This is a genomic window from Beijerinckia sp. 28-YEA-48 (assembly GCF_900104955.1).
GTDB lineage: Bacteria > Pseudomonadota > Alphaproteobacteria > Rhizobiales > Beijerinckiaceae > Terripilifer.
Window position 1 is genome coordinate 3,076,625 of sequence record NZ_FNSI01000001.1, and the last position, 23,525, is coordinate 3,100,149.

19 protein-coding genes are annotated in these 23,525 nt (G+C 62.0%); 9 read left to right on the forward strand and 10 right to left on the reverse strand.

The window, feature by feature from the left end:
• Nucleotides 1-10 precede the first annotated feature (10 nt).
• Both BLW50_RS14635 and BLW50_RS14640 read right to left on the reverse strand, forming a co-directional pair.
• Nucleotides 11-484 (reverse strand): MarR family winged helix-turn-helix transcriptional regulator, encoded by a 474-nt coding sequence (locus BLW50_RS14635; RefSeq protein ID WP_210186083.1) that lies wholly within the window; start codon nucleotides 482-484, stop codon nucleotides 11-13.
• A complete protein-coding gene (locus tag BLW50_RS14640; RefSeq protein ID WP_090703804.1) occupies nucleotides 481-1,674 on the reverse strand; it encodes a 3-hydroxybenzoate 6-monooxygenase in 1,194 nt (397 codons plus the stop codon). The genes BLW50_RS14635 and BLW50_RS14640 overlap by 4 nt, the downstream gene beginning before the upstream one ends.
• A 135-nt stretch (nucleotides 1,675-1,809) precedes the next feature.
• On the opposite strand from BLW50_RS14640, the gene BLW50_RS14645 reads away from it, so the two are divergent.
• Complete coding sequence (locus BLW50_RS14645) at nucleotides 1,810-3,129, forward strand: UDP-glucose dehydrogenase family protein (protein ID WP_090703808.1); 1,320 nt, start codon at nucleotides 1,810-1,812, stop codon at nucleotides 3,127-3,129.
• Between the two features lie 21 nt (nucleotides 3,130-3,150).
• Here BLW50_RS14645 and BLW50_RS14650 read toward each other — a convergent pair whose 3' ends face one another.
• Nucleotides 3,151-3,891, reverse strand: coding sequence for an SOS response-associated peptidase (locus BLW50_RS14650; protein ID WP_090703812.1), 741 nt, complete (start codon nucleotides 3,889-3,891; stop codon nucleotides 3,151-3,153).
• Between the two features lie 134 nt (nucleotides 3,892-4,025).
• On the opposite strand from BLW50_RS14650, the gene BLW50_RS14655 reads away from it, so the two are divergent.
• A complete protein-coding gene (locus BLW50_RS14655) occupies nucleotides 4,026-4,604 on the forward strand; it encodes a hypothetical protein (RefSeq protein ID WP_210186084.1) in 579 nt (192 codons plus the stop codon).
• Nucleotides 4,605-4,691: 87 nt separating this feature from the next.
• On the opposite strand, the gene BLW50_RS14660 is transcribed toward BLW50_RS14655, so the two are convergent.
• The gene (locus BLW50_RS14660; RefSeq protein WP_090709140.1) at nucleotides 4,692-4,862 is read right to left on the reverse strand and encodes a Flp family type IVb pilin; all 171 of its coding nucleotides are present in this window, start codon (nucleotides 4,860-4,862) and stop codon (nucleotides 4,692-4,694) included.
• A 252-nt stretch (nucleotides 4,863-5,114) separates the two neighbouring features.
• Between BLW50_RS14660 and BLW50_RS14665 the strand changes: the two genes are divergently transcribed.
• Nucleotides 5,115-6,482, forward strand: a complete 1,368-nt coding sequence (locus BLW50_RS14665) for a glutamate--cysteine ligase (protein ID WP_090709143.1) — start codon at nucleotides 5,115-5,117, stop codon at nucleotides 6,480-6,482.
• 189 nt (nucleotides 6,483-6,671) lie between these two features.
• Nucleotides 6,672-7,211 (forward strand): DUF6101 family protein, encoded by a 540-nt coding sequence (locus tag BLW50_RS14670; protein ID WP_090703815.1) that lies wholly within the window; start codon nucleotides 6,672-6,674, stop codon nucleotides 7,209-7,211.
• A 21-nt stretch (nucleotides 7,212-7,232) separates the two neighbouring features.
• Here the strand turns inward: BLW50_RS14670 and ubiA are convergent, their stop codons facing one another.
• Together ubiA and BLW50_RS14680 are read right to left on the reverse strand one after the other, a co-directional pair.
• Entirely contained in the window at nucleotides 7,233-8,189 is a 957-nt protein-coding gene (gene ubiA, locus BLW50_RS14675) for a 4-hydroxybenzoate octaprenyltransferase (protein ID WP_090703818.1), read from the reverse strand.
• Nucleotides 8,190-8,192: 3 nt separating this feature from the next.
• Nucleotides 8,193-8,654 (reverse strand): hypothetical protein, encoded by a 462-nt coding sequence (locus BLW50_RS14680; protein ID WP_244544247.1) that lies wholly within the window; start codon nucleotides 8,652-8,654, stop codon nucleotides 8,193-8,195.
• 263 nt (nucleotides 8,655-8,917) lie between these two features.
• On the opposite strand from BLW50_RS14680, the gene BLW50_RS14685 reads away from it, so the two are divergent.
• Nucleotides 8,918-9,673, forward strand: coding sequence for a 16S rRNA (uracil(1498)-N(3))-methyltransferase (locus BLW50_RS14685; RefSeq protein ID WP_090703821.1), 756 nt, complete (start codon nucleotides 8,918-8,920; stop codon nucleotides 9,671-9,673).
• Nucleotides 9,674-10,004: 331 nt separating this feature from the next.
• Entirely contained in the window at nucleotides 10,005-10,316 is a 312-nt protein-coding gene (locus tag BLW50_RS14690) for a hypothetical protein (protein ID WP_090703824.1), read from the forward strand.
• Nucleotides 10,317-10,436: 120 nt separating this feature from the next.
• On the opposite strand, the gene BLW50_RS14695 is transcribed toward BLW50_RS14690, so the two are convergent.
• Nucleotides 10,437-11,978: an efflux transporter outer membrane subunit gene (locus BLW50_RS14695; protein WP_090709147.1), complete on the reverse strand. Its 1,542-nt coding sequence runs from the start codon at nucleotides 11,976-11,978 to the stop codon at nucleotides 10,437-10,439.
• A gap of 228 nt (nucleotides 11,979-12,206) precedes the next feature.
• Here BLW50_RS14695 and BLW50_RS14700 point away from each other — a divergent pair, with 228 nt between their 5' ends.
• The 3 genes from BLW50_RS14700 to BLW50_RS14710 all read left to right on the forward strand — a co-directional run bounded on the left by BLW50_RS14700 (nucleotide 12,207) and on the right by BLW50_RS14710 (nucleotide 18,196).
• Nucleotides 12,207-13,505 carry a carbohydrate porin gene (locus BLW50_RS14700; RefSeq protein WP_170850163.1) on the forward strand — a complete coding sequence of 433 codons (1,299 nt, stop codon included), beginning with the start codon at nucleotides 12,207-12,209 and terminating at the stop codon, nucleotides 13,503-13,505.
• A gap of 206 nt (nucleotides 13,506-13,711) precedes the next feature.
• Nucleotides 13,712-14,974, forward strand: coding sequence for an efflux RND transporter periplasmic adaptor subunit (locus BLW50_RS14705; protein WP_244544248.1), 1,263 nt, complete (start codon nucleotides 13,712-13,714; stop codon nucleotides 14,972-14,974).
• 36 nt (nucleotides 14,975-15,010) lie between these two features.
• A complete protein-coding gene (locus BLW50_RS14710; RefSeq protein ID WP_090703831.1) occupies nucleotides 15,011-18,196 on the forward strand; it encodes an efflux RND transporter permease subunit in 3,186 nt (1,061 codons plus the stop codon).
• Nucleotides 18,197-18,230: 34 nt separating this feature from the next.
• Here the strand turns inward: BLW50_RS14710 and BLW50_RS14715 are convergent, their stop codons facing one another.
• The 3 genes from BLW50_RS14715 to BLW50_RS14725 are packed head-to-tail and all read right to left on the reverse strand — an operon-like array spanning nucleotide 18,231 to nucleotide 23,505.
• On the reverse strand, nucleotides 18,231-18,884 hold the full coding sequence (locus tag BLW50_RS14715; RefSeq protein ID WP_090703835.1) for a TetR/AcrR family transcriptional regulator: 654 nt from the start codon (nucleotides 18,882-18,884) through the stop codon (nucleotides 18,231-18,233).
• Between the two features lie 24 nt (nucleotides 18,885-18,908).
• On the reverse strand, nucleotides 18,909-20,357 hold the full coding sequence (locus BLW50_RS14720) for an efflux transporter outer membrane subunit (protein ID WP_244544249.1): 1,449 nt from the start codon (nucleotides 20,355-20,357) through the stop codon (nucleotides 18,909-18,911).
• 1 nt (nucleotide 20,358) lies between these two features.
• The gene (locus BLW50_RS14725) at nucleotides 20,359-23,505 is read right to left on the reverse strand and encodes an efflux RND transporter permease subunit (RefSeq protein WP_090703840.1); all 3,147 of its coding nucleotides are present in this window, start codon (nucleotides 23,503-23,505) and stop codon (nucleotides 20,359-20,361) included.
• Between the last annotated feature and the right edge of the window lie 20 nt (nucleotides 23,506-23,525).

The window sequence follows — 23,525 nt, forward strand, 5'->3', positions numbered from 1 at the left end:
GATTCAGGTGTCAGCCGAGATGATATCCAAGAAGTTTGCGGCACATCCGCTCGAACATCTGCTGTTCGTCGGGATCGAGCGGCGAGACGAAACGGCTCTGCACCCTCTGCACCGACGGTGCTGCCAGCGCCATCGCCCGCTCTCCGTCGGGCGTAATCGCCAGGATATTCTGCCGGCGATCTTCGCGCGACGGCGTGCGGCTGACCCAGCCCTTGCCCTCAAGCCGATCGATCACGCCACCGATGGTGGCGCGATCGTAGCCGATCTGTGCCGCAAGATCGGCCTGCCCCAATCCAATCTGGCCACGCTCTTGACGCTGCGCGATGGCAACGAGCGCAGCGAACTGCACCGGCGTCAGATCAGAGCCCACCTCCTCGGCAAATAGCCGCACCGCCACCTGCTGCAGGCGGCGGATGTAGTGGCCGGGCATGGAGTCCATGTCCAGCTCGGCGGCCTGTTCGACGTCGGCGCGCGCCGCGCTCATGCGAGGCATTTCTCGACCGACCAGCCATAGAGCCATTCGAGCGCGTCGTAATAATGTTCCTGGCTGCGGCCCTGCCAAAGCTGGTTGCGCACCAGGCGTTCGACACCGCTGGCATGGAACAACCGCCCCATCTCGCGGGCCGAATAGACGACGCGCGCGGTGCGCGGAATGCGCTTTTCTTCGTAGAGCCGGAAGGCTTTCTCGAGATCGCCCTTCTGCACGCGCAACGCCTCACGCAAGGTGACCGCGTCTTCCAGCGCCATGCAGGCGCCCTGCGCCATATATTGCAGCATCGGATGGGCGGCATCGCCGAGCAGCGTGGCGCGGCCCTCGCCCCATTTTGCCACCGGATCGCGATCGGCGATCGACCAGCGCCGCCACGATGTCGGCTTGTCGATGAGCTGACGCGGCCGATCGGCGATGTGCTGGAAGTAGGATTGCACTTCCTCGCGCGAGCCTTCACGCACGCCCCATTCTTCCTTCTCGCGGCTGTGGAAGGTGACGACGATGTTGTACTGCTCGCCGCCGCGCATCGGATAATGCACCAGATGGCAATTGGGGCCGACCCAGATGGTGGCGGCGTTCCAGCGCAGATCAGCGGGAAATTCATCGCGCGGCGTCACGGCGCGATAGACCACATGGCCCGGCACGCGGTGGCCATCGCCAACGAGCTTCTCGCGCACGACCGACTTGACGCCATCGCAGCCGATCAGAGCGATGCCGCGATATTCCTTGCCGTTGGCATCGCGCACGCGCGCGCCTTTGCTGTCGATATCGATGCTTTCGATACGCGAATTGGTGTGGAAGTGGACGTTCGGCTTGGTCTGCACTTCCTCATAGACCGACAGATGAATATCGGCGCGGTGGATCACCGCGTAAGGATTCTTGAAGCGGTTGCGGAATTCTTCGCGCGCCGAAATCTTGCCGACGACGCTCTCGTCGACCGCGTCCATCATGATCAGATCGTCGGTATAGACGGCACGGGCGCGGGCGCGCGGGCCGCAGCCAAGCGCATCCATGGCCGCGAAGGCATTGGGGCCGAGCTGGATGCCGGCGCCGATTTCGCCGATCTCAGGAGCTTGTTCGATCAGTTCGACGTCGAACCCGGCCTGATTGAGCGCCAGGGCGCAGCCCATGCCGCCAATGCCACCACCAATGACCAGCACCGTATTGTCGTGAGAAGCAGCCATCACTCGTCCTCCCGGGAACCTGCGTCCTATAGATTGTATCTATACATATAGTATGTATGCAGTCAATCGACGGGTTCCTTGAATCCGCTATAAGCCCGGCAGGGCAGCCACAGCCCCCCAAACGACGGAGAACGCATGCGTATCGCGATGATTGGGGCCGGATATGTTGGGCTGGTTTCGGGCGCCTGTTTCGCGGATTTCGGCCATACCGTCGTGTGCGTCGACAAGGATGCGGGCCGCATCGCCGCGCTCGAAGGCGGCGAAATGCCGATTTTCGAGCCGGGGCTGGCGGAGCTGGTGGCCAGCAATGTGCAGCAGCATCGCCTGTCGTTCACAACCAGCCTCGGCCCCGCCGTCGCCGCCGCAGACGTGGTTTTCATTGCCGTCGGCACATCGTCACCGCAAGGCGATGGCCAGTCCGACAATGGCTCTGCCGATCTCGCCGACGTCTATGCCGCCGCGGCCGAGATCGCCGATGCGATCAGCGGCTTCACCGTCATCGCCACCTATTCCACCGTGCCGGTCGGCACGGGCGACGAAGTCGCGCGGATCATCCGTGAGCGGCGTCCAGAGGCGGACTTCTCTGTCGCCTCCAATCCGAAATTTCTGCACAAGGGCACGGCCATCGCGGATTTCAACCAGCCGGGCCAGATCATCATCGGCACCGACGATCTCAAGGCACGCGACGCCCTCACCGAAATCTACCGTCCCCTCCATCTCGACCAGCCGCCCCTGATGTTCATGGATCGGCGGACGGCGGAACTGACCAAATATGCGGCGAACGCTTTCCTCGCCACCAAGATCGCCTTCATCAACGAGATCGCCGACCTGTGCGAAAAGACTGGCGCCAATGTGCAGGATGTGGCGCGCGCCATCAGCCTCGACAACCGTGTCGGTTCGGACGTCCTGCACGCGGGCCCCGGCTATGGCGGTTCATCTCTTTCCAAGGATGCGATGGCGCTGATCCGCACGGGCCATGCGTTCGGCACGCCGGTGCGGATCGTCGAAACAGTCGCCGCCGCCAACGCAGCGCGCAAGCAACGCATGGCGGAGAAAATCCTCGATGCCTGCGGCGGATCGGTCCTCGGCAGGACACTGGCTGTACTCGGCCTCGCCTTCAAACCCAATACGGATGACATGCGCGAGGCTCCGGCACTGACGATCCTGCCAGCCTTGCAGCAACGTGGCGCCGCCATTCGCGCTTATGATCCCGCAGCGATGACCCAGGCACGGCCACTGCTGCCGGGTGTCACCTTTTGCGAAGACGCCTATGAATGCGCTAAAGGCGCCGACGCGCTGGTCATTCTCACCGAATGGGATGCCTTCCGCGCTCTTGATCTAACGCGCCTGCGCGGGCTCTTGGCCAAACCCATCATGGTCGACCTACGCAACGTCTATCGTCCCGAGGACATGCGCAAACATGGGTTCGACTACACCAGCATCGGGCGCGCCTAAACAAGCGGCGGATGGATCACGTCAAAACAGCATGCCGTAGCCGCCATCTTCCGGCGGGGGGTTCTCGTGCTTCGCCGGCATCTGCACCTCCGGCGAATCATTGGCGACTTTGTTGACTGCCGATGACACCTCGAACACTTCAAGGACATCGGCACCGGCGGGACGCATCAAGCGCGCCGCATCGTCGATATCGGCCCCGTCATTGTCGAGCCAGGCGTCGAAATCCTCACGCTCGAGAATCACCGGCATGCGATCATGAATCGGCGCCATCACTTCATTGGCGGCTGTGGTGACGATGCAGGCGGTTTCCATTTCCTCGCCGTTCGGCCCGATCCAATTTTCCCACAGGCCAGCCAGCGCCATCGGCGCGCCGTCGCGGCGGCGTATCAGGTAGGGAACAAGCACCTTGCTCCGCCCCTTGGCTTTCGAGCCACGCTGCCATTCGTAGAAAGCATCAGCGACGAAGATGCAGCGCCGGCGGCGGATGGCGTTGCGAAAACTGGGTTTGTCGAAAATCGTCTCCGAGCGGGCGTTGATGACCAGCGGAAAGTCCTTCGGGTCCTTCACGAAGCCCGGCAGGAACCCCCAACGCAGAAGCGTGAATTGGCGCGCTTTGCCGCCCGGACCGTCGGCAACGCGGACGACCGGCACGGGCTGGGTGGGCGCAATATTATAGCGCGGCGGAAAATTCGGCTGTTCGACATAGCGGAAGAAGGCGCGAATGCTGTCCGGCGACTGGGTGACTGCGAAACGACCGCACATCGTCAAAAATCCAGATCGTTAAAAAGCAAAGGTCGAGCTCGATTTCAGATGATTTGGCAATATCTTATTATCATTCGGCATCTATTTTACCTCAACTCTAGTCAGCGCGACCGAATTGGTGCGAACGGGTGAACATGTCTAAAGGGTCGGGTCCAGCCAGTAGCGTATCCTCCACCATGGAGGAGAAGGCCCTGTCGCTCGTCAACCCCGCTTCCGGTCTCGCCAACGATTACCTCAACCTTTTCAACGAGGTTCTGATGTTGATCGAGCAATTGCCGGTGATGCCGGAATTGTTCGAGGACCTTATGAACTGGAAGCCGGTCACCTATCAGGAATATTTCGCCCGCTCGATCCTGCCAGGCAGCCAGTCCGCCCTGGCCGACTACAATCGACTCAGCCCGAACTTCCGCAGCCGGTTCGAAACCGTGGTCGAGGATCTCGATCGGCTCGCCACCGGGACCGTGGCGTCGATTCGACGCCATATCAAGACCAAGGGAACCAACGATCCTCAGAGTCTGGCGGCCATTTGCGAGAAAGCGACGGCAGCCCTACGCGAAAGGCTCGGCCGCGCCGTTGCCCTCGTCAATCACGGTTCGACCGACCGTGTCGAGGATGCGCAGGCGCGGGCTGACCGGCTGCTGGCGGTGCGCATCAAGGCGCTTGCCGATGTTCAGGATTTCTGGGCGAAACCGCGCTTTCCCGCCTCCGAATAGCGCTACCCTTCGTAAGCCGAGCGAGAGGCGAAAAGTCGCCCCGTTTTTCGCTTAAATCCCACTCTTCCTTTTGGAAACGATCATATTTCAGCCCAGGGTCAAGCTGTTGGCGACAGGGCCGTAATATCTGTCGCGCAGTTCCGAGCCGATCAGGCTGGCGCCGGTGACAATCGCCAATGCAATGGCCACCGCGATGATCCCATATTCGATCGCGGTCGTTCCTCGGTTGTCCCGCAAGAACCTCAGTAACAACGGCATAGGCACGTCCTCCGACGGATCCCATATAGCCATATTTGTTAACGGCCTGATTAACGCCGTTGTCTCAATCTGGTTCAAAAAATTTAACTTGTTGGGCTCCGGCCCCTGCCGCTCCCCTTTTCCCTTCCAATCGCCGTGAAATCAGCCGAATGACCGCCTGGCGGGCTGCCGTTGCATCGCCTCGCGCGCCCGCCTATGAAGGCTTCCGGCCCGGGGGGCCGCTTCGCAACCGACCGTTCACAAACGAGCTTCATGGCGCGCGACACGTCCGACACTACAGCGATCGAATCGCGCCACGAACTCGTTGCCTGGTTCGAACAGGGCATCAAGCAAAATGGCGAACTGCTCGTGGGAACCGAGCACGAGAAATTCCCCTTTTATATTACGGACAATTCGCCCGTTCCCTACGATGGTGGCCACGGCATCCGGGCGCTCCTGGAGGGCATGCAAGCCGAAGGCGGCTGGGAGCCGATTTTTGACGGCGAGGCGCTGATCGGCCTGTTCGACGACCATGGCGGCGCCATTTCGCTGGAACCCGGTGGCCAATTCGAACTGTCCGGCGCGCCGCTCGCCAACGCGCATGAGACAGCCGCCGAACTCAACGGCCATCTGGCGCTTGCCAATAAAGTGGCGGAGCAGCTTGGCATCGGCTTTCTTGGCCTCGGCATGAGCCCGCTCTGGTCGCTCGCCGAAACGCCGAAAATGCCGAAGAGCCGCTACAAGATCATGACCGGCTATATGCCGAAAGTCGGCACCCGCGGTCTCGACATGATGTATCGCACCTGCACGGTGCAGACCAATCTCGACTTCACCTCCGAAGCCGACATGGTCAAGAAACTGCGTGTCTCATTGGCCTTGCAGCCGCTGACGACAGCCCTGTTCGCCAATTCGCCGTTCACCGAAGGCAAGATCAACGGTCGCCTCTCCGAACGATCCGAGATCTGGCGCGACACCGACAATCAACGCGCCGGCATGCTGCCTTTCGTCTTCGAGGAAGGCTTCGGTTTCGAACGCTATGTCGATTACGCGCTGCAAGTGCCGATGTATTTCGTCAAGCGCGGCGACAGCTATCATGATGTCGCCGGTGCTGACTTCCGCGATCTGCTGGAAGGTAAGCTTGAGGCCCTGCCGGGCGAGCGCGCGACCGTGTCGGATTGGGCCAACCATCTGTCGACCATCTTTCCGGAAGTGCGGCTGAAACGGTTCTTGGAAATGCGCGGCGCCGACATGGGCTCGGCCGAACATGTGGTGGCGATGTCCGCCTTTTATTTCGGTCTCCTCTACGACACCACCGCTCTCGATGGCGCGTGGGAGATCGTCCGACGTTGGACCGCGGCCGAACGGCAAAGGCTGCGTGACGATGTTCCGCAGATCGGCTTGAATGCCCAGATCGCTGGACGCAGCCTGCGCGATATCGGCCGCGATGTCCTGGCCCTCGCCCGCGCCGGCCTACGGCAGCGTGCCAGGCGCAACGCCCAGGGCCATGACGAAAGCCATTTGCTCGATCTGCTCGACCATCGCGTCGAAACCGGCCGCACCGCAGCGCAAGATCTCATCCACCAGTTCAACGGACCGTGGAAACATTCCGTCCTGCCGATTTTCGCCGAAGCGCGGCTTTAGGCCTGCCTTTCCACGACCCTTTCGAGATACCGACAATTTGAAGCATTTGCCCAAGGCGGTGTTGAGCCTGGCGGGCAAAACCTGCTCATATCGACGCGATTAACGCCGCTTAACCAGACCTGTTAGGCGATCGCCCGCCAGCCTCCCCTAGGCTGACTGCAGAACCGGAACCCCGGACGAGGCAGTCAAATGGCGAATGAAGCACACAATCTGAAATCGGAATGGCCGACACTGGCATGTGTCGATGCGCGAGCGGATGGCGGCCAACGCGAAGTGACCTTGCTGCGGCAAGGCATCGTCATTCGCCGGCGCCGCAATGGCGTGCGGATGAAAATCCGCGTGCCGGCGCGCGCCTATCGCGGCGTCGTCTTCAAGGCGACCGGCGAAGCCACGGACAAGCAGCGCTATGTGGTGAGCCTCAGCCATGTTGACGCCGACCTGCGCATTCTGCTCGCCGACACCAGCGACGAACGCGAGGCCTTCGCGCATCTGCAATATTGGGGCGAGTATTTCGCCTTGCCGCTTTATGTGGAACGGGCCGGCGGCCAGATGGATTGCATCCGTCGGCGGCTCGGCGATGTCGATTGCGCCATGCCGCAAGATCACGCACGCAAGGGCACGACGCTGATGGCCCGGCGCGGCCGCTTCCAACGCCGGCGCAAACCCGGTTCACCGGCGCGAATGAATCTGGTGCATCGCGGCGCGCGTGAGATCATCGCCCGCCATTGAGTTTGTGTTACGCGGAAGCGTTCAAGGCAACAATCGCGGCAGCAGCATGCCGTCAGCAGCAAGGCCTACGAAGAACAAAAGGCCGGCGTCGCGGTTGGAGCGGAACAGCATCAGCGCCACTTGCGTATCGGCGCGTTCGATCCGCGTGACCTGCCAGGCGAGATGTGCGGCAAAGGCTAGCCACCCCAGCCAAGCCAGAATGCCGCCATGAACGCCTGCGATGGAGCCGGCTGCACAGACGAGCGCCAGCAGATAACAGATCGCAACGCCGAGGCGGACGTTCTGGGCAAACAGCCGTGCGGTTGATTTGACCCCCACAATGGCATCGTCGCGCGCATCCTGCAGTGCATAGATCGTATCGTAGCCGACGGTCCAGAAAATAGCGCAGAGGTAGATCAGCACGGCTTGCCAAGAGAGCGTACCGAAGGCCGCCGCCCAGCCCATCAGACCGCCCCAAGCAAAAGCCAGCCCAAGCACCACCTGTGGCCAGGACGTGATGCGCTTCATGAACGGATAGATCGCGACGATGATGAGCGAAGCGAGCCCCGTGACAATCGCGAAGCGGTTGAACGACAACAGGACGGCCGCACCGATGAGACACAGCCCGACAAGAAAAACAGCGGCTGCCGCCGGCGTCGCACGGCCAGACGGCAAAGGCCGCCCACACGTGCGTTCAACGCCGGCATCGATCTTGCGATCGACGATGTCGTTATACGTGCAGCCGGCACCACGCATCGAGATGGCGCCGATCAGGAACAGCAGCACGTGCCACCAGTTCGGCCCATGGCCCTGCTGAATACCGGCGAGCGCAACCGACCACCAACACGGCAGCAAGATCAGCCACCAGCCAATTGGCCGATCGATGCGGGCGAGCTGAATGAAAGGAACCGTCCGCTCCGGCGCCCATCTCAGGACAAGGCTGCCGGAAACAGAATCAGGCAGCCCCCGCGAAGCATTCGCTGAGGGTTCGTTCGGCAAGACCTAGAGCGGCCCGCTCGGCAGTTTCGGTGCTGCCGGAGCCCCCGGAGCCCCGCCACCTTCACGCGCCTGCTGCTGCATCTTGCGTGCCATGGCGGCGGCCTTGCAGGCCTGCGCCGCGAGATTGGCGGACTTGCCCTTGCCGTCCTTGACCTGGCCCATCACGTCGTCAGGGATACTGCACCAGCTCTGGTTCTTGGTCATATATTCGAACATCTGGTTTTCGATCGCGACGAGATTGCGCAGACGCGGGCACGCGGCGATGGGATCGAGCTTGCCCTTGCCCTGCTTGCTCAGATTGTTGAGCGCGCCGATCTGGGCCTGGCGCCGTTCTTGAAATTTGGCGATGTCATCGTTGCACGATTGGGCAAACGCTGGCGCGGCAGCCGTCATCAGCCCTGCGGCGACGAGCGTCGCGAGGACCGGGTTCCAACCGGCACGTGGTGTCGGGATCATGGCCATCATCTGTTACCTTCGTTGCGCATTCAGCCCGGCAGCAACCTGCCCAAACCTCTGCTTGAATTGGCCGCGCCAAATAGCGAGTCAGCCACCCAATTGGTCGGCTTTTTAACAATCCTGCCTTACTCACGGCAAGAGCCATAGAATTCGGCGATTTAGCCTTCAAAATGGGACGGATTCGTGGAAAACGCCCCAATGAGCCCTTATGGGCCGCAATCCGTCCCCGCGCCTGATATCATCAACGGCAGAATCCTGGAATCTTCCCGCCGATGCCCCGCTACGATTTTGCCGCCACACGCCTTTTTGTCTCTCATCCGCTTTCGGCCGGGGCCATCCTCGACCTTGAGCGTGACCAATCGAACTATATTCTCAACGTTCTACGGCTGCGCGAAAGCGACACAATCTTCATCTTCAACGGTCGTGATGGCGAATGGATGGCGCGCATCGCCCCAGGTTCCCGCAAGGTCGCGCGGCTGGAAGCGATCGAGCCGGTGCGGCTGCAGCAGGCCGCGTGCGATCTGCACTATCTCTTCGCGCCGATAAAACATGCCCGTCTCGATTATATGGCGCAGAAAGCCGTCGAAATGGGCGCCAGCAGGCTGCAACCGGTGCTGACGCGACGCACGCAGGTGCAGCGCGTCAATCTTGATCGTCTGCGCGCCAATGCCATCGAGGCGGCGGAACAATGCGGCATCATGACGATCGCCGAGGTTGCCGAACCAGTGGACTTGGAGCGCGTGCTGCGAGATTGGCCAGCTTCTCGCCGGCTCATCTTCTGCGATGAGGATGCTGATGTTGTCGAGCCGGTGCTGGCGCTGCGGCAAGCGGTTGGTGACGCGCGCGCCCCTGCCCTCGCCGTCTTGATCGGCCCGGAAGGCGGCTTCGATCCGGCTGAACGCAAAGCCATCAGCGCGGTGCCCGGAGTGATCGGCATCTCGCTTGGACCTCGCATCTTGCGCGCCGATACGGCTGCAGTCGCCGCGCTCGCCGTGGTGCAGGCCGCCATCGGCGATTGGCGCGGCTGATCAGCACAAGACTTTTTAGCTTGTAAGATTTTTAGGAAGCTTGTGGAACACGGCGATAATCCCAACGCGATCTTGATCTTGCCATGATCTTCGTATCAATCGATGAGCCTACGGTCGATCCAATCGATCCCCTGCCCGCGTATCTGGGCATATTGTCTTCGCTCCCGACGACATTGAGCATTCACGGCGGCACAGTTTGACGGATCTTCGATCTATTCAGCTCCCAGCACTTTCTCGCCTGTCGCAGACGGGCGCACGGCGCCTGTTGGTGACGACGCCAAGATTTGCCGCGTTTGGATTTGCAGCGCTTGGATTTATGACGCCAGGATTTATGACCCCTGGATTTGCCGCTGATACTCACGCCGTCCGGCTGGCCCAGGCCAATCGTTGCGCCATCTACGGCTCCGGCTTTGTCGCCACCACCGATGGCGGCTGTGCTCGAATCGGCGGTCGCGTGCGCGTGCAGCGTCGCGTCGATCAGCGCACGCCGATCGCGGCACCGCCTGCTCCGATGGCCGCCCCTATGGGCATGCCGATGACGAATGGATTTCAGTTTTCGGGCGGCCAACGCGATGGCCCGAGTCGTGCGCACCTGCGGCTGCCCAGCGAAACCAACAATGTTTTCGCGCCCGGCTTCAGGTAGTCAATCTTCCGAATAAACCGGCTGTCGCAGTTTGACGAAATCGTCAAACCTCACAAAGACGCGTCAAGACAAAGATCCAAATTGCGTTTCTATCGAAACGCAATTTGCTCTGGCCTCGACTCAATTGGCAGCAACACTCTGTTGCACGGGGCCCGGCACAACCTGCGGGACCACCGGCACGAGCGGGCCCGGCCTGTTCCACCAGCCACCACCAAGCGCCTGGAACAACGCGATCGTATCGGTGATGCGTTGGCCTTCCGCCTGAACCCGCGCCAGCGCCGTCTGCAGGTAAGCCTGCTGTGCGTTGAGCAGGAGCGGCAGACTGATCTGCCCCGCCTCAACCTGCTTCCGCACCAGATCGTTGTTCTGTGCGGCCGCGCGTTCGGCCGCGGTCGCAGCACTCAGCGCACGCGCATCGCTCTGCAGCGCCCGCAGCGTATCGGCCACGTTCTGGAAAGCGATCAGGACAGTCGAGCGATATAGCGCCGCCGCCTGCAAGGTCGCTTCTTCAGCGCCCTTCTGTTTGGCGGCCAAAGCGCCGGCATCGAAAATCGTCTGCGCCATATTGCCCGCGATATTCCAGATGCCCATGCCCGGCGAGAACAATTGCGACATCGACGCGGCGCTTGAACCAACCCCGGCGCTTAAGGTGATCTGCGGCAACCGGTTGGCCACTGCCGTGCCGATTTGGGCGTTGGCGGCACGCAGGTTTTCCTCGGCGACACGGATGTCGGGGCGGTTGCGCACCAGATCAGCCGGCAGGGTGAGCGGGATTTTGCGCGGCAGCTGGAACGACTTCAGCGTGAAGATTCCCTTCACCCCGTCACCGGGCATTTGCCCGGTCAAGACCGCCAACAGATTGCGTTGTTGCGCCAGGGCGCGCTCCAGTGGCGGCAGCAGCAGCCGCGCTTGCGCCACCGCCGTCTCTTGCGCTGCTACGTCGGTCAGCGCGATCTGGCCGGCATCATGCTGACGGCGCAGAATGCCGAGCAATTGGTCCTGGCCTTTGATCAGGCGCGTGGTGGTGGCGATCTGGCCGCGCAGCGACGCCTCCAGCACGGCGGCGGAGGCGATATTGGCGGTCAGGCTGAGGAAGGCGGCCTCGCGCTGGAAGGCAGCCGCGTCGGCCTGCGCCTGCGCCGATTCGATCTGTCGACGCTGACCGCCCCAGATGTCGGGGGCAAAGGCCACCGTCACCTGGCCGGTGTGCAGAGAATAGATATAGCCGCCGCTGTCGGTCGGCGCCGACAGGGCGTTGGAGGTCCTTTGGCGGGTCGGCATGAAATCGGCGCCGATCACCGGAAACAGCGCAGCGCGCTGCACGGCGACATTGGTCTGAGCCAAGCGAAGCGCCGCCTCGGCGGCCTCGAGATCAGGATTGTTCGCGATGCCAGCTTCAATCAGCCGGTTCAATTCTGGCGAGCCGAAATGACGCCACCATTGCGCCGAGACATCGGCGCCCCAGACGAGGCCGGCGGCAGGGCCAGCACGACCTTCACGGGCCGGGCGTTCATCGGGCAAATAGCGGCCGACCTCGGGGGACGGCGGCGCCATGAAATCAGGCCCAACGGTGCAGGCGCCCGACAGGCCGGCGGCCGTCAGAGCCGTCGCCACCAGGATGCGCTGGCGCAGGCGGTTTCGTTCGTCTCTCGCAAAACGCATGAACATCCTGACGCTTTTCCCCGCCACCCCAGATTCAGCCGCCCCGACCCAGGGCCAACTTGCCCGCCAAGAGAGCGGAGTCAAGCAGCCGGCGCGCCAAGAGAAAATACCCGACGTGCAATTGCCTTGATCGTTACGCGAATGACACACGGCGGCAGTATCCCAGCGACCTGACGCGCATCTGACTAAGTTTAAGAGTTCACTGTGGCTTGCCCGAAGATTAGCGCTTTGTTGAAGGCCTGTTGTATCGCGGGCGCACTTCTCGCCACTGGGCCAGCCCACGGGCAGGACTGGCGCAAAGCTCTCGAAGAACAAGGCGTCACCCTTGAGCTGAACGAACAGGCCGAAATCTGGACCAACTTTGCCGGTGGCGTCCGTCGCGGCGTTACCTTCAACGGCCTGCTGACTGGATCGATAGAGCTCGATCTCGCCAAACTGGCGGGTATACCGAACAGTCGTTTCTACGCCAGCATGTTCCAGATTCACGGGCGCCAGCCATCACTGGATATGGTCGGCACGTTGCAGCCTGTCAGCAATATCGAAGCGACAGGCGCCACGCGCCTCTATGCGGCCTGGTTCGAGACCTTGCTGTTCAACGAACGCCTGTCGCTGCGCATTGGCCAACAGGGCGCCAATGAAGAGTTCATGACGTCGAAGTACAGCGGCTTTTTCCTCAATTCGAGCTTTGGCTATCCAGCGTTGGCGGCGCTTAACCTGCCATCGGGCGGCGCCAACTATCCGCTCGCCACCCCGATGGCGCGCGCCAATTTGAAAGTGACCGAAAATGTTTCGCTGGTCGGCGCCGTCTTCAACGGCGACCCTGCCGGACCCGGCGATGGCGACCCGCAAAGGCGCGATCGCACCGGCACGTCCTTCCGCGTCCGCGACAATCCACTCTACTTTCTCGAATTGTGGATCGATCGGAACCAGGGACTGGCGGACACCGGCCTTCCGGGCACGCTCAAGCTTGGTGTCTGGCATCACACCGGCATTTTCACGGGGCAACGCTTCGACGCTCAAGGCGGCCTTCTGGCCGTGACCGGCGCTGCACCCACCGTTCATCACGGCAACACCGCCTTTTATGCCCTCTTCGACCAGATGGTGTGGCGCCGGCCAGGAACGTCGGATCAAGGCCTCGGCATTTATGCCCTGATCATGCGCGCCCCCAGCGACCGCAATCTGTCGGACCTCTATGCCGAATGGGGCGCCAGCATCAAAGGCCCCTTCGAAAGCCGCCCCGACGACCAATTTGGGCTCGGCTTCAGCCTGTTGAAAACCGGTCGCAGCCTGCGTTCGTTCTACAATGATGGTTTTGCCGGCGGGATGGGACAGGTACCGATCAAGCCGTATGAACTGTCGGTGGAATTGTCCTACCGCTATGTCCATTCGGACATGCTGACCGTGCAGCCATCCCTCCAATATACGCGCAATCCGGCCGCCCGCTTGCCGTTGCCAGCCACCTATGACCAGCAACGCAACCTCCGCGACGCCTGGACGTTCGGTTTACGAACGACTCTGACATTTTGAGTGTCTTTGTCAGCACAGCGTAAGCATTATGTCAGTGAAGAGTAAGCCTATGTAAGCTGCGTGTAAGCTAGGTGTAAGCTGTGAGCCCTAAGACGCTGGCAGCGCCCCCGGAATGAAACGGTCCTTAATCTGTTGATACCCGTTGGCGGACCGCCATACGGCCGCCGCCCATACAGAGTATGGTGTGGCTGGAGGGGAATTCGGCAATGAATGGTTCAGACGCTCCCGGGCACGGTTCGCCGACAGCCCGCCGGCCGATGCCCAAGGGACTCGCGGCAGGGGTGATCGTCGTCGCCTTGATCGGTGCTGCCGGTTGGTATTGGCGCCCGCTCGCCAATTCCGCGCCCCCCGTGGGTAACGCGCGGCCGCTGGCCGCAGCGAAATCCGGCCTGAAGCTCTCCGCCGAACAACTGGCCACGGTGACGATCGAAACCGTCGGCGAGGAACGGTTCGCCGCCGAGACCACCACCGAGGGCAAGATCACCGTCGACGAAGAGCGGGTCACACCCGTGTTCTCGCAATTCGCCGGGCGGGTGACGAAAATCTTCGCGCGCCCTGGACAGCAGGTGAAGCAGGGCGAGCCGCTCTTCACGCTGGAAGCCGTCGACGTCATTCAGAGTGAAAACGACCTGATGGCCGCGGTCAGCACGCTCAACAAAGCCCGGTCCAGCCTGCGGCTGACGCAAATGGCGGAAAAACGGTTGCGCGATCTCGCGGCCGCCAACGCCATCGCCATGCGCGAACTGCAACAGGCGCAGAATGATCTCAACGGCGCACAGAACGACGTGCGCTCCGCCGAAATCGCCCTTGAGGCCGTGCGCAATCGCCTGCGCATCATGGGCAAGAGCGACGCGGAAATCGCCAATTTCGAACAGACCGGCAAGATCAGCACCGAAACCATGGTCACCTCGCCGATCGATGGCATCATCATTCAGCGCAAGGTCGGACCTGGTCAGTTCCTCTCGACATCGGCAACCGATCCCGCCTTTATCCTCGGCGATCTGTCGAAAGTCTGGCTGGTCGCCAGCGTGCGTGAATCCGACGTGGCGCAAGTTTTCCCCGGCCAAAAGCTGGAATTTCGCGTCGTCGCCTATCCTGACCGCGTGTTTCACGGCGAGATCGCGCTGATCGGTTCGTCCATCGATCCGAGCAGCCGCCGCATTCCCGTGCGCGCCAACATCGACAATGCCGAAGGCCTGCTGCGGCCGGAAATGTTCACCAGTGTGCGGCTGATCGGGCGCAGCGAAGGCGCCTCGCCGAGCGTGCCGCGTGAAGCGCTGATTTATGAAGGCGACAAGACGCGTGTCTGGGTGGTCAACAGCAACGACAGGCTCGAACTGCGGCAGATCCAGCCGGGTTTCGTCTCGGGCAATCGCATCCAGATCGTCAAAGGACTCAAGAGTGGTGAGCGTATCGTCACGCGCGGCGCCCTCTTTATCGACAGGGCGGCAACGCTGGCGGGGAGCTGACATGCGCGAACGCGGCTCCGACCGGCTTAAACTGATATGAACAGCGTCGTTTCCTTCGCGCTGCGCCAGCGCACCATCGTCCTGTTGATGTTCATCACGTTGATGATCGGCGGCCTGCTGGCTTTCCGACAACTCAACATCGAAGCCTATCCCGACCCGACACCGCCTTCCGTCGAAGTTGTCACCCAGGTCGCCGGCCTGTCGGCCGAAGAGGTCGAGCGCTACATCACGATCCCCGTCGAGGTGGCGACGTCTGGCCTTCCCAACCTGAAAACCGTGCGCAGTATTTCGCTCTACGGATTGTCGTCGGTGAAATTGCAGTTCACCTTCGACTTCACCTATCGCGAAGCCGAACAGCAGGTGCTCAACCGGCTGGCGCAATTGCAGTCGCTGCCCAATGGCGCCCAGCCCGGCATTTCGCCGGTGAGCCCAATCGGCGAAATCTACCGCTATCGCCTGGTTGGCCCGCCGGGCTACAGCGTGATGGATCTCAAGACCTTGAACGACTGGGTCTTGAAGCGCCGCTTCCGCGCCGTGCCCGGCGTGATCGACGTGACGAGCTGGGGCGGCAAGACCAAAACCTATGAGATCAAGGTCGATCTCGACCGCCTGGTCGCCTATGGCCTCACCCTGCCCCAGGTCGTGCAAAGCCTGAACAATTCCAACCTCAATGTCGGCGGCAACACGGTCAATATCGGCAGCCAATCGGCGGTGGTGCGCGGCGTCGGCCTGATCCGCTCAGCCAACGACATCGAAGCGACCATGCTGACGCAGGTCAACGGTTCACCGGTGCTGGTACGCGATGTCGCGAGCGTCGAAGTCGGCTTCCAGCCCCGGCTCGGGATCGCCGGCCTGCTTGATGACGACGATGTCGTCCAAGGCATTGTGCTGATGCGCCGTGGCGAAAGAAGTATGCCGGTGCTCAATGCCGTTCACGACGAAGTGCAGCGGATCGAGCGGGAGAATGTTCTGCCGCCGGGCGTCAAGATCGAACGTATTTACGATCGCGAAGAACTGATCAATACGACCACCCACACGGTGCTGCACAATATGGTGATCGGCATTTTGCTGATCGTGCTCATCCAGTGGCTGTTCCTGGGCGATCTGCGCAGCGCGCTGATCATTGCCACGACGATTCCGTTCGCTTTGTTCTTTGCCATCGCGCTGATGGTGGCGCGCGGCGAATCCGCCAATCTGCTTTCGGTCGGCGCCATCGATTTCGGATTAATCGTCGATGCCACGGTCATCATGGTGGAGGCGATCTACCGAAGGCTCTCCCATGGCGCCGAGCAAGGCGACGATCCTGCCGATACGATGGCCTATACAGGACTTACGGGCCGCCTGAAGGAAATCGCCGCTGCCGCCGCAGGCGTCAATCGTTCGATCTTCTTTGCCGCCTGTATCATCGTCGCGGCTTTCATTCCGCTGTTCACCATGAGCGGCGTCGAAGGGCATATCTTCGGGCCGATGGCCAAGACCTATGCCTATGCGCTGGCCGGCGGCCTGCTCGCAACCTTCACGGTGACGCCGGCGCTTGCCGCCTTCATTCTGCCGAAACAGGTCAAGGAGACGGAAACACCGCTCGTGCGCTTCCTGACGCGCGTTTACGAGCCAACTCTGGTGGTGATCCTGCGCATGCGCGGCGCCGTCATCGTCGCGGCGCTGGTCATCGTCGCGACGACGTTCATCGTCGTGCGCATGCTCGGCCTCGAATTCCTGCCCAAGCTCGAAGAAGGCAATATGTGGATCCGCGCCACGCTGCCGACAACGATCTCGCTTGAGGAAGGCAATCAATACGTCAACCGCATGCGCCAGACGATTTCCGAACTACCGGAATTCCAGACCGTGCTGTCGCAGCATGGCCGGCCAGACGATGGCACCGATGCCACCGGCTTCTTCAACGCGGAATTCTTCGCGCCGCTGCGGCCGGTCTCGCAATGGCGTCCCGGTGTCACCAAGGATTCCTTGACCGACGAAGTTCTCGCCAAATTGCAGGGAAAATTCCCCGGCGTCGAATTCAACTTCTCGCAATATCTGCAAGACAACGTCGCCGAAGCGGTGTCGGGCGTGAAGGGCGAGAACTCGATCAAGATCTACGGCGGCGATCTCAACACGCTGGCGGATTTGGCGCAGAAGATCAAAACGACGCTCAGCACGGTGCAGGGCATCGAGGATCTCGCGGTGTTCGTCTCGCTCGGCCAGCCCACGGTGCAGATCGAAGTCGATCGCGCCAAGGCGGCACGTTACGGCCTGGCGCCGGGCGACATCAACACGGCAGTGCAGATCGCCATCGGCGGTCAAGCAGCTGGCGATTTGTTCGAAGCGGGCGGCGACCGTCACTTCCCCATCGTCGTGCGGCTGGCGCCGCGCTTCCGCCAAAGCATCGAGGCGATCAACAATCTGCGCATCGGCGTGAACACGCCTGCCGGCACTGTGACCCAGATCCCACTGAGCGAAGTGGCGAAAGTCTCGCTGACATCGGGCGCCGCCTATATCTATCGCGAACAGCAGACACGCTACCTGCCGGTGAAATTCAGCGTGCGCGACCGCGATCTCGGCAGCACAATTCTCGAAGCGCAGCAGCGCATCGCCAAGGAAGTGGTGCTGCCGCCAGGCTACAGGCTCGAATGGGTCGGTGAATTCGGCAATCTGCAGGACGCGATCGCACGGCTTGCCGTGGTGGTACCGCTCAGCCTGTTGTTGATGGCGGCCCTGCTCTATTTCAACTTCGGTTCGTTGACTGACACCGTGCTGGCGCTCACCGTCATTCCGCTGGCGCTGGTCGGCGGCGTCGCCGCCCTGGCGATCACCGGAACGCCATTCAGCGTGTCGGCGGCCATCGGCTTCATCGCCTTGTTCGGCATCGCGGTGATGGACGGCATTCTCGTCATCACCCATTTCAACCATCTCATGGCGCAAGGCTATGAACGGCTGAATGCGATCCGCGAGACCTGCCACACGCAGATGCGCCCGGTGGTGATGACCTGTATCGTCGCCGGCGTCGGCCTGCTGCCCGCCGCCTGGTCGCACGGCGTCGGATCTCAGGTGCAAAAACCGCTGGCGCTCGTCGTCGTCGGCGGCATGACCTTGGCGCCCATCCTGATCCTCTTCATCCTGCCGGTGCTGATCTACTCCTTCTCGCGGCGCGGTCAGGCCCGCCAGACCGGCAATGAGCCGGCGAGCCCGCACAGCCCGCTGGGCGCGCCCACGCCAGGCGAATAGTTCAAAAGAGCGGATTGATCTTTGGCGCGGCGCCTTACGGCCCCGCGCCCTTGAGGAAGATCGCCACGGCCTGCGCGATGCGCTGGCGCAGCTCATCCGACGACAGGGCTTCGTCGCGGCCAAGCAATAGTTTCTTGAAATGAATGGTACCGACCGTCATGCCAAACAGCATGTCGGCGGCCTCGCCTGGGTCAAAGACGGCGAGACGTCCTTCCTTGACCTGACGGGCCACCCAACGCGAGAGGATGCCACGCCCCCGCTTCTCGGCTTCGCTGAAGAGATTTTGCGACCGTTCCGGGTCCCGCATGTGCTCGGCGAAGACCACCCGTTGGATCGCGATCTGCTTGGGCGACATGATGTGTTGCGTGAGCTTGGTGAGATAATCCACCAGCTCCTCGTCGGGCGCATCGGTATCGTCGAGGCTGGTCGGCAGCCCGACACGACTGAGGTCGAGGAGTTCGTCGAACAGGGCCTGTTTATTGCCAAACAGTTCGTAGACGGTCCGTTTCGACATGCCGGCGCGACGGGCGATGTCATCCATATTGGCAGCGGCGAAGCCAACCTCGAGAAAAACGCTCTCAGCGGCTTCGAAGATTTTCTCGCGGCGCTCGTCGGTGGACACGCTCACCGGCCGGCCGCGTCTGCGCCGTTCGGTCTCGCTCGTGTCCGACGCCGGTCGCTGCTCCATGATGCGCTGCCATCCCCACCCTGCTCATAGACCGGCCACCTTGCTCACCGAGCCAGGCGTCCAGCCTCCGCCGAGCACTTTATACAAAGTAGCGGCATTGGTCATGCGCGACAGACGCAGGGTAATGAGATTCTGCTGCGCCGCGTAGAGCGATTGCTGTGATTGCAGGACGGAGAGGTAATTGTCGATACCTTCGCGAAAGCGCGTCAGGGAGAGATCGTAGCTGCGCTGACAGGCGCCGACCAACGCGGTCTGCGAGGCCACACGCGGCCCGATCGTGCCCCTTGTGGCGAGCGCGTCGGCGACCTCCCGGAAGGCCGACTGGACGGCCTTTTCATATTGGGCCACGGAAATGTCGCGATCGGCCTCGGCGCCGCGCAAATTGGCGAGGTTCTGGCCGCCATCGAAGATCGGCAGATTGATGTTGGGCGAGAACACCCAGGCGCCGCTGCCAGCCTTGAACAAACGGCTGAGGGCTTGGCTGGTGCCAGTATTGGCGGTCAGCGTGATGCTGGGGAAGAAGGCCGCGCGCGCGGCGCCGATATTGGCGTTGGCGCCGATGAGCTTGTGTTCGGCCTCCAGGATGTCAGGGCGGCGCAACAGCACATCCGAGGGCAGACCGACCGGGATTTGTCTCGACGCGGCAACAGCCGTCAGCGAGGCCGGCATCAGCTCCGACGGCACCGAGGCGCCCAGATAGAGCGCCAGCGCGTTGACGTCTTGCGCCACCTGGGCGGTGTAGGCGGAGACATCGCCACGCGCGGTCTCGACGCTGGTCTGGGCTTGGGCCACGGCGAGGTCGGTCGACGTGCCCGCAGTCAGACTGCGCCGTGTCAAGTCGAGCGCGGACTGCTGGCTTTTCAAGGTGCTCTCGGCCAGGCGCAGGCGATCCTTGTCGGCGGCGAGCGTCGCATAGGCGCTGGCGACATCCGAAACGAGCGTAAGATAGGTCGAGCGATGCGCCTCGTCGGAAGCGAGATAATTCTCCAACTGCTGCTGGGACAGGCTCTGCAACCGGCCGAAGAAATCGATCTCGAACGAACTCGCACCGACACCGAAGCTGCCGGAGCGCGAGATCACATTCTGGGTGCCGCCGCTGACGCCAGGCTGGCGCTGCGCGGTCGTCGAGCCGGACAGATCGATCTGCGGCAGCAGTTGCGCATTCTGCGCCTGATAGGTCGCCCGCGCCTTGGCGATGTTGAGACCGGCGACCCGCAGATCGCGGTTGTTCTCGATGGCGATGCCGATGAGCTTTCTGAGCTTGGCGTCGGTGAAGAAATCGGCCCAGCCGATGTCGGCGGCCGTCGCTCCCGACGCAACCTTGGTGGCACCAGCGAAGGCCGGCCCCTTCGGCCAGACCGAGGGCGAAGCCATGGCCGGTTGCACATAGTTGGGCGCCAGGGTCTGGCAGCCGGCGAGCGGCACGGCCGCAAGCATCGCGAACGCAGCCGCGCGGATGGATATGGTCAGCATGTCAGTGGGCCTCTGAAGGAGCCGAGCTGGGCGCAGCGGAAGGGGCGTCGGTGCGCGGCTTCGTCTTGAAGACCCGGCGCACGAACAGGAAGAACAGCGGCACGAAGAAGATGCCGAGCACGGTTGCCGAGATCATGCCGCCCATGACGCCGATGCCGATAGCGTTCTGGGCGCCGGAGCCGGCGCCATTGCTGATCGCCAATGGCAGAACGCCGAGGATGAAGGCGAGCGACGTCATCAGGATCGGCCGCAGACGCTGGCGGGCGGCGATCAAGGTCGCCTCCATCAGCTCGATACCCTGTTCCTCAAGCTCCTTGGCGAATTCGACGATCAGGATCGCATTCTTGGCGGCCAAACCGATCGTGGTGAGAAGGCCAACCTGGAAATAGACGTCGTTGGAAAGCCCGGCCCAAGTCGCCGCTGCGATTGCACCGATGATGCCAAGCGGCACCACCAGCATGACCGAGAACGGAATCGACCAGCTCTCGTACAAGGCGGCCAGGCACAGGAAAATCACGAGCATGGAGAGCCCGTAGAGAGCGAGCGTTTGCGAACCGGACTGGCGTTCCTGGTAGGACAGTCCGCTCCACTCGAAGCCGATGCCTGGCGGTAGTTTGGCGGCGATCTCTTCCACCGCCTTCATCGCCTCGCCGGTGGACAGGCCGGGCCGAGGCTGACCAAGGATCTGCATGGACGGCAGGCCGTTATAGCGTTCAAGGCGCGGCGAGCCGTAAGTCCAGTGCGCTTGGGAGAAGGACGAGAACGGCACCATCTCACCGTTGGCATTGCGGACATGCCAGCGATAGAGATCCTCCGGCTGCATACGGGTCTCGGCCTCGGCCTGCATATAGACCTTCTTGACGCGACCGCGATCGATGAAGTCGTCGACATAGGACGAGCCCCAGGCCGTCGACAGCGTGCTGTTGATATCAGCAAGCGTCAGGCCGAGCGCACCAGCGCGACCACGATCGACGTCGATCTGATATTGCGGCGCGTCTTCCTGGCCGTTGGGACGCACGGCGATGAGACGCGGATCCTGCGCGGCCATGCCCAGAAATTGGTTACGCGCGGCCATCAGCTTATCGTGCCCGAGACCGCCGCGATCCTGCAATTGCAGATCGAAGCCGGTGGCGTTGCCAAGTTCGACAACGGCCGGAGGCGCGAAGGCGAAGACCATGGCGTCGCGGATGCGCGCGAAGGCACCCATGGCCCGACCGGCCACCGCTTTGACCTTCAGCGCCTCGCTCTTGCGCGCATTCCAATCCTTCAGCTTTACGAAAGCGAGGCCCATGTTCTGGCCCGAGCCGGCGAAACTGAAGCCCGAGATGGTCAATATGGAATCGACCGCATCCTTCTCGTCCTTGAGATAGTGATCCTCGACCTGCTTCAGAATGTTGAGTGTGCGCTCCTGGGTGGCGCCTGTCGGGGCCACGACCTGGGTGAACAACACGCCTTGATCTTCGTCGGGCAAGAAGCCGCCGGGCAGGCGCAAGAATAGAATCGCCATGCCGCCAACGAACAACAGATAGATGAAGGCGAAACGCAATCCGCGCTTGAGGATTCCTTGAACAGAGGATTCATAGCCATGGCTGGCGCGATCGAAATTGCGGTTGAACCAGCCAAAAAAGCCACGGCGCGACGCATGCGTGCCTGGCTTCAGCAAGGTGGCGCAAAGCGCCGGCGTCAGAACCACTGCCACCAACACCGACAAGACCATGGCCGAGACGATGGTGATCGAGAATTGCCGGTAGATGATGCCGGTCGAGCCGCCGAAGAAGGCCATCGGCACGAACACCGCCGACAGAACCAGCGCGATGCCGATCAATGCGCCGGTGATCTGGTCCATCGACTTGCGCGTCGCTTCGACGGGCCCAAGCTTCTCCTCGCTCATCACGCGTTCGACGTTTTCGACAACAACGATGGCATCGTCCACCAGAAGGCCGATCGCCAGCACCATGGCGAACATCGTCAGGGTGTTGATGGAATAGCCAAAGACCGCGAGCACGCCGAACGTGCCGAGCAGAACCACGGGAACCGCGATGGTCGGGATCAACGTGGCGCGGAAATTCTGCAGGAAGACATACATCACCACGAAGACGAGGACGATGGCCTCGAGCAGCGTCTTGATCACCTCCTCGATGGAGATGCGGACGAAGGGCGTGGTGTCGTAGGGATAGACGGTCTTCAGACCGTGCGGATAAAATTGCTCGAGCTCGCTGATGCGAGCGCGCACGGCGTCGGCGGTGTTCAACGCATTGACGCCGGTCGCCAGTTTGACGGCGAAGGCCGCCGACGGCTGTCCGTTGTAACGCGAAATGGCGGTGTAGCTTTCACCGCCGAGTTCGACACGTGCGACATCGCGCAGATGCACCATCGAGCCATCGCCGTTGGTGCGCAGGATGACGTTCTCGAATTCCGCCGGTGTCTTCAGGCGGCTTTGCGCCAGCACTGTGGCATTGAGCTGCTGGCCTTCGACGGCGGGCGTGCCGCCGAGTTGGCCGGCGGAGATCTGCGCATTCTGCGCCGTGATGGCGGCTGCGACATCGGTTGGCGTCATCGCATAATTGTTGAGTTTGCTCGGATCGAGCCAGATGCGCATGGCGTATTGGGCGCCAAAGAGCTGGGTGTCACCGACACCCACGACACGGCTCAGCGGATCCTGGATGTTGGTGGCCACGTAATCGGCAATGTCATAGCCATCCATGCTGCCGTCCTGCGACACGAAGCCGAGGACCATCAGGAAGTTCGCGGACGATTTCGCGACGCGAATGCCTTGCTGTTGCACGACCTGCGGCAACAGCGGCGTCGCCAGTTGCAGCTTGTTCTGCACCTGCACCTGGGCGATGTCGGGATTGGTGCCGTTGGCGAAAGTCAGCGTGAGCGTCAGACTGCCTGTGGAGTCGCTTGTCGAGGACATGTAGAGCAGGTTGTCGATGCCTTGCATCTTCTGCTCGATGACCTGCGTCACCGTATCCTGCAACGTCTGCGCCGAAGCGCCAGGATAGACCGCGCTGATGGCGACAGCCGGCGGCGCGATATTGGGATATTGCGCGACCGGCAAGGAGCGGATGGCGAGCGCACCACCGACCATGATGATGATCGCGATGACCCACGCAAAGATGGGGCGGTCGATGAAAAAACGAGCCATGATTGATCTCGAAAAGGAGT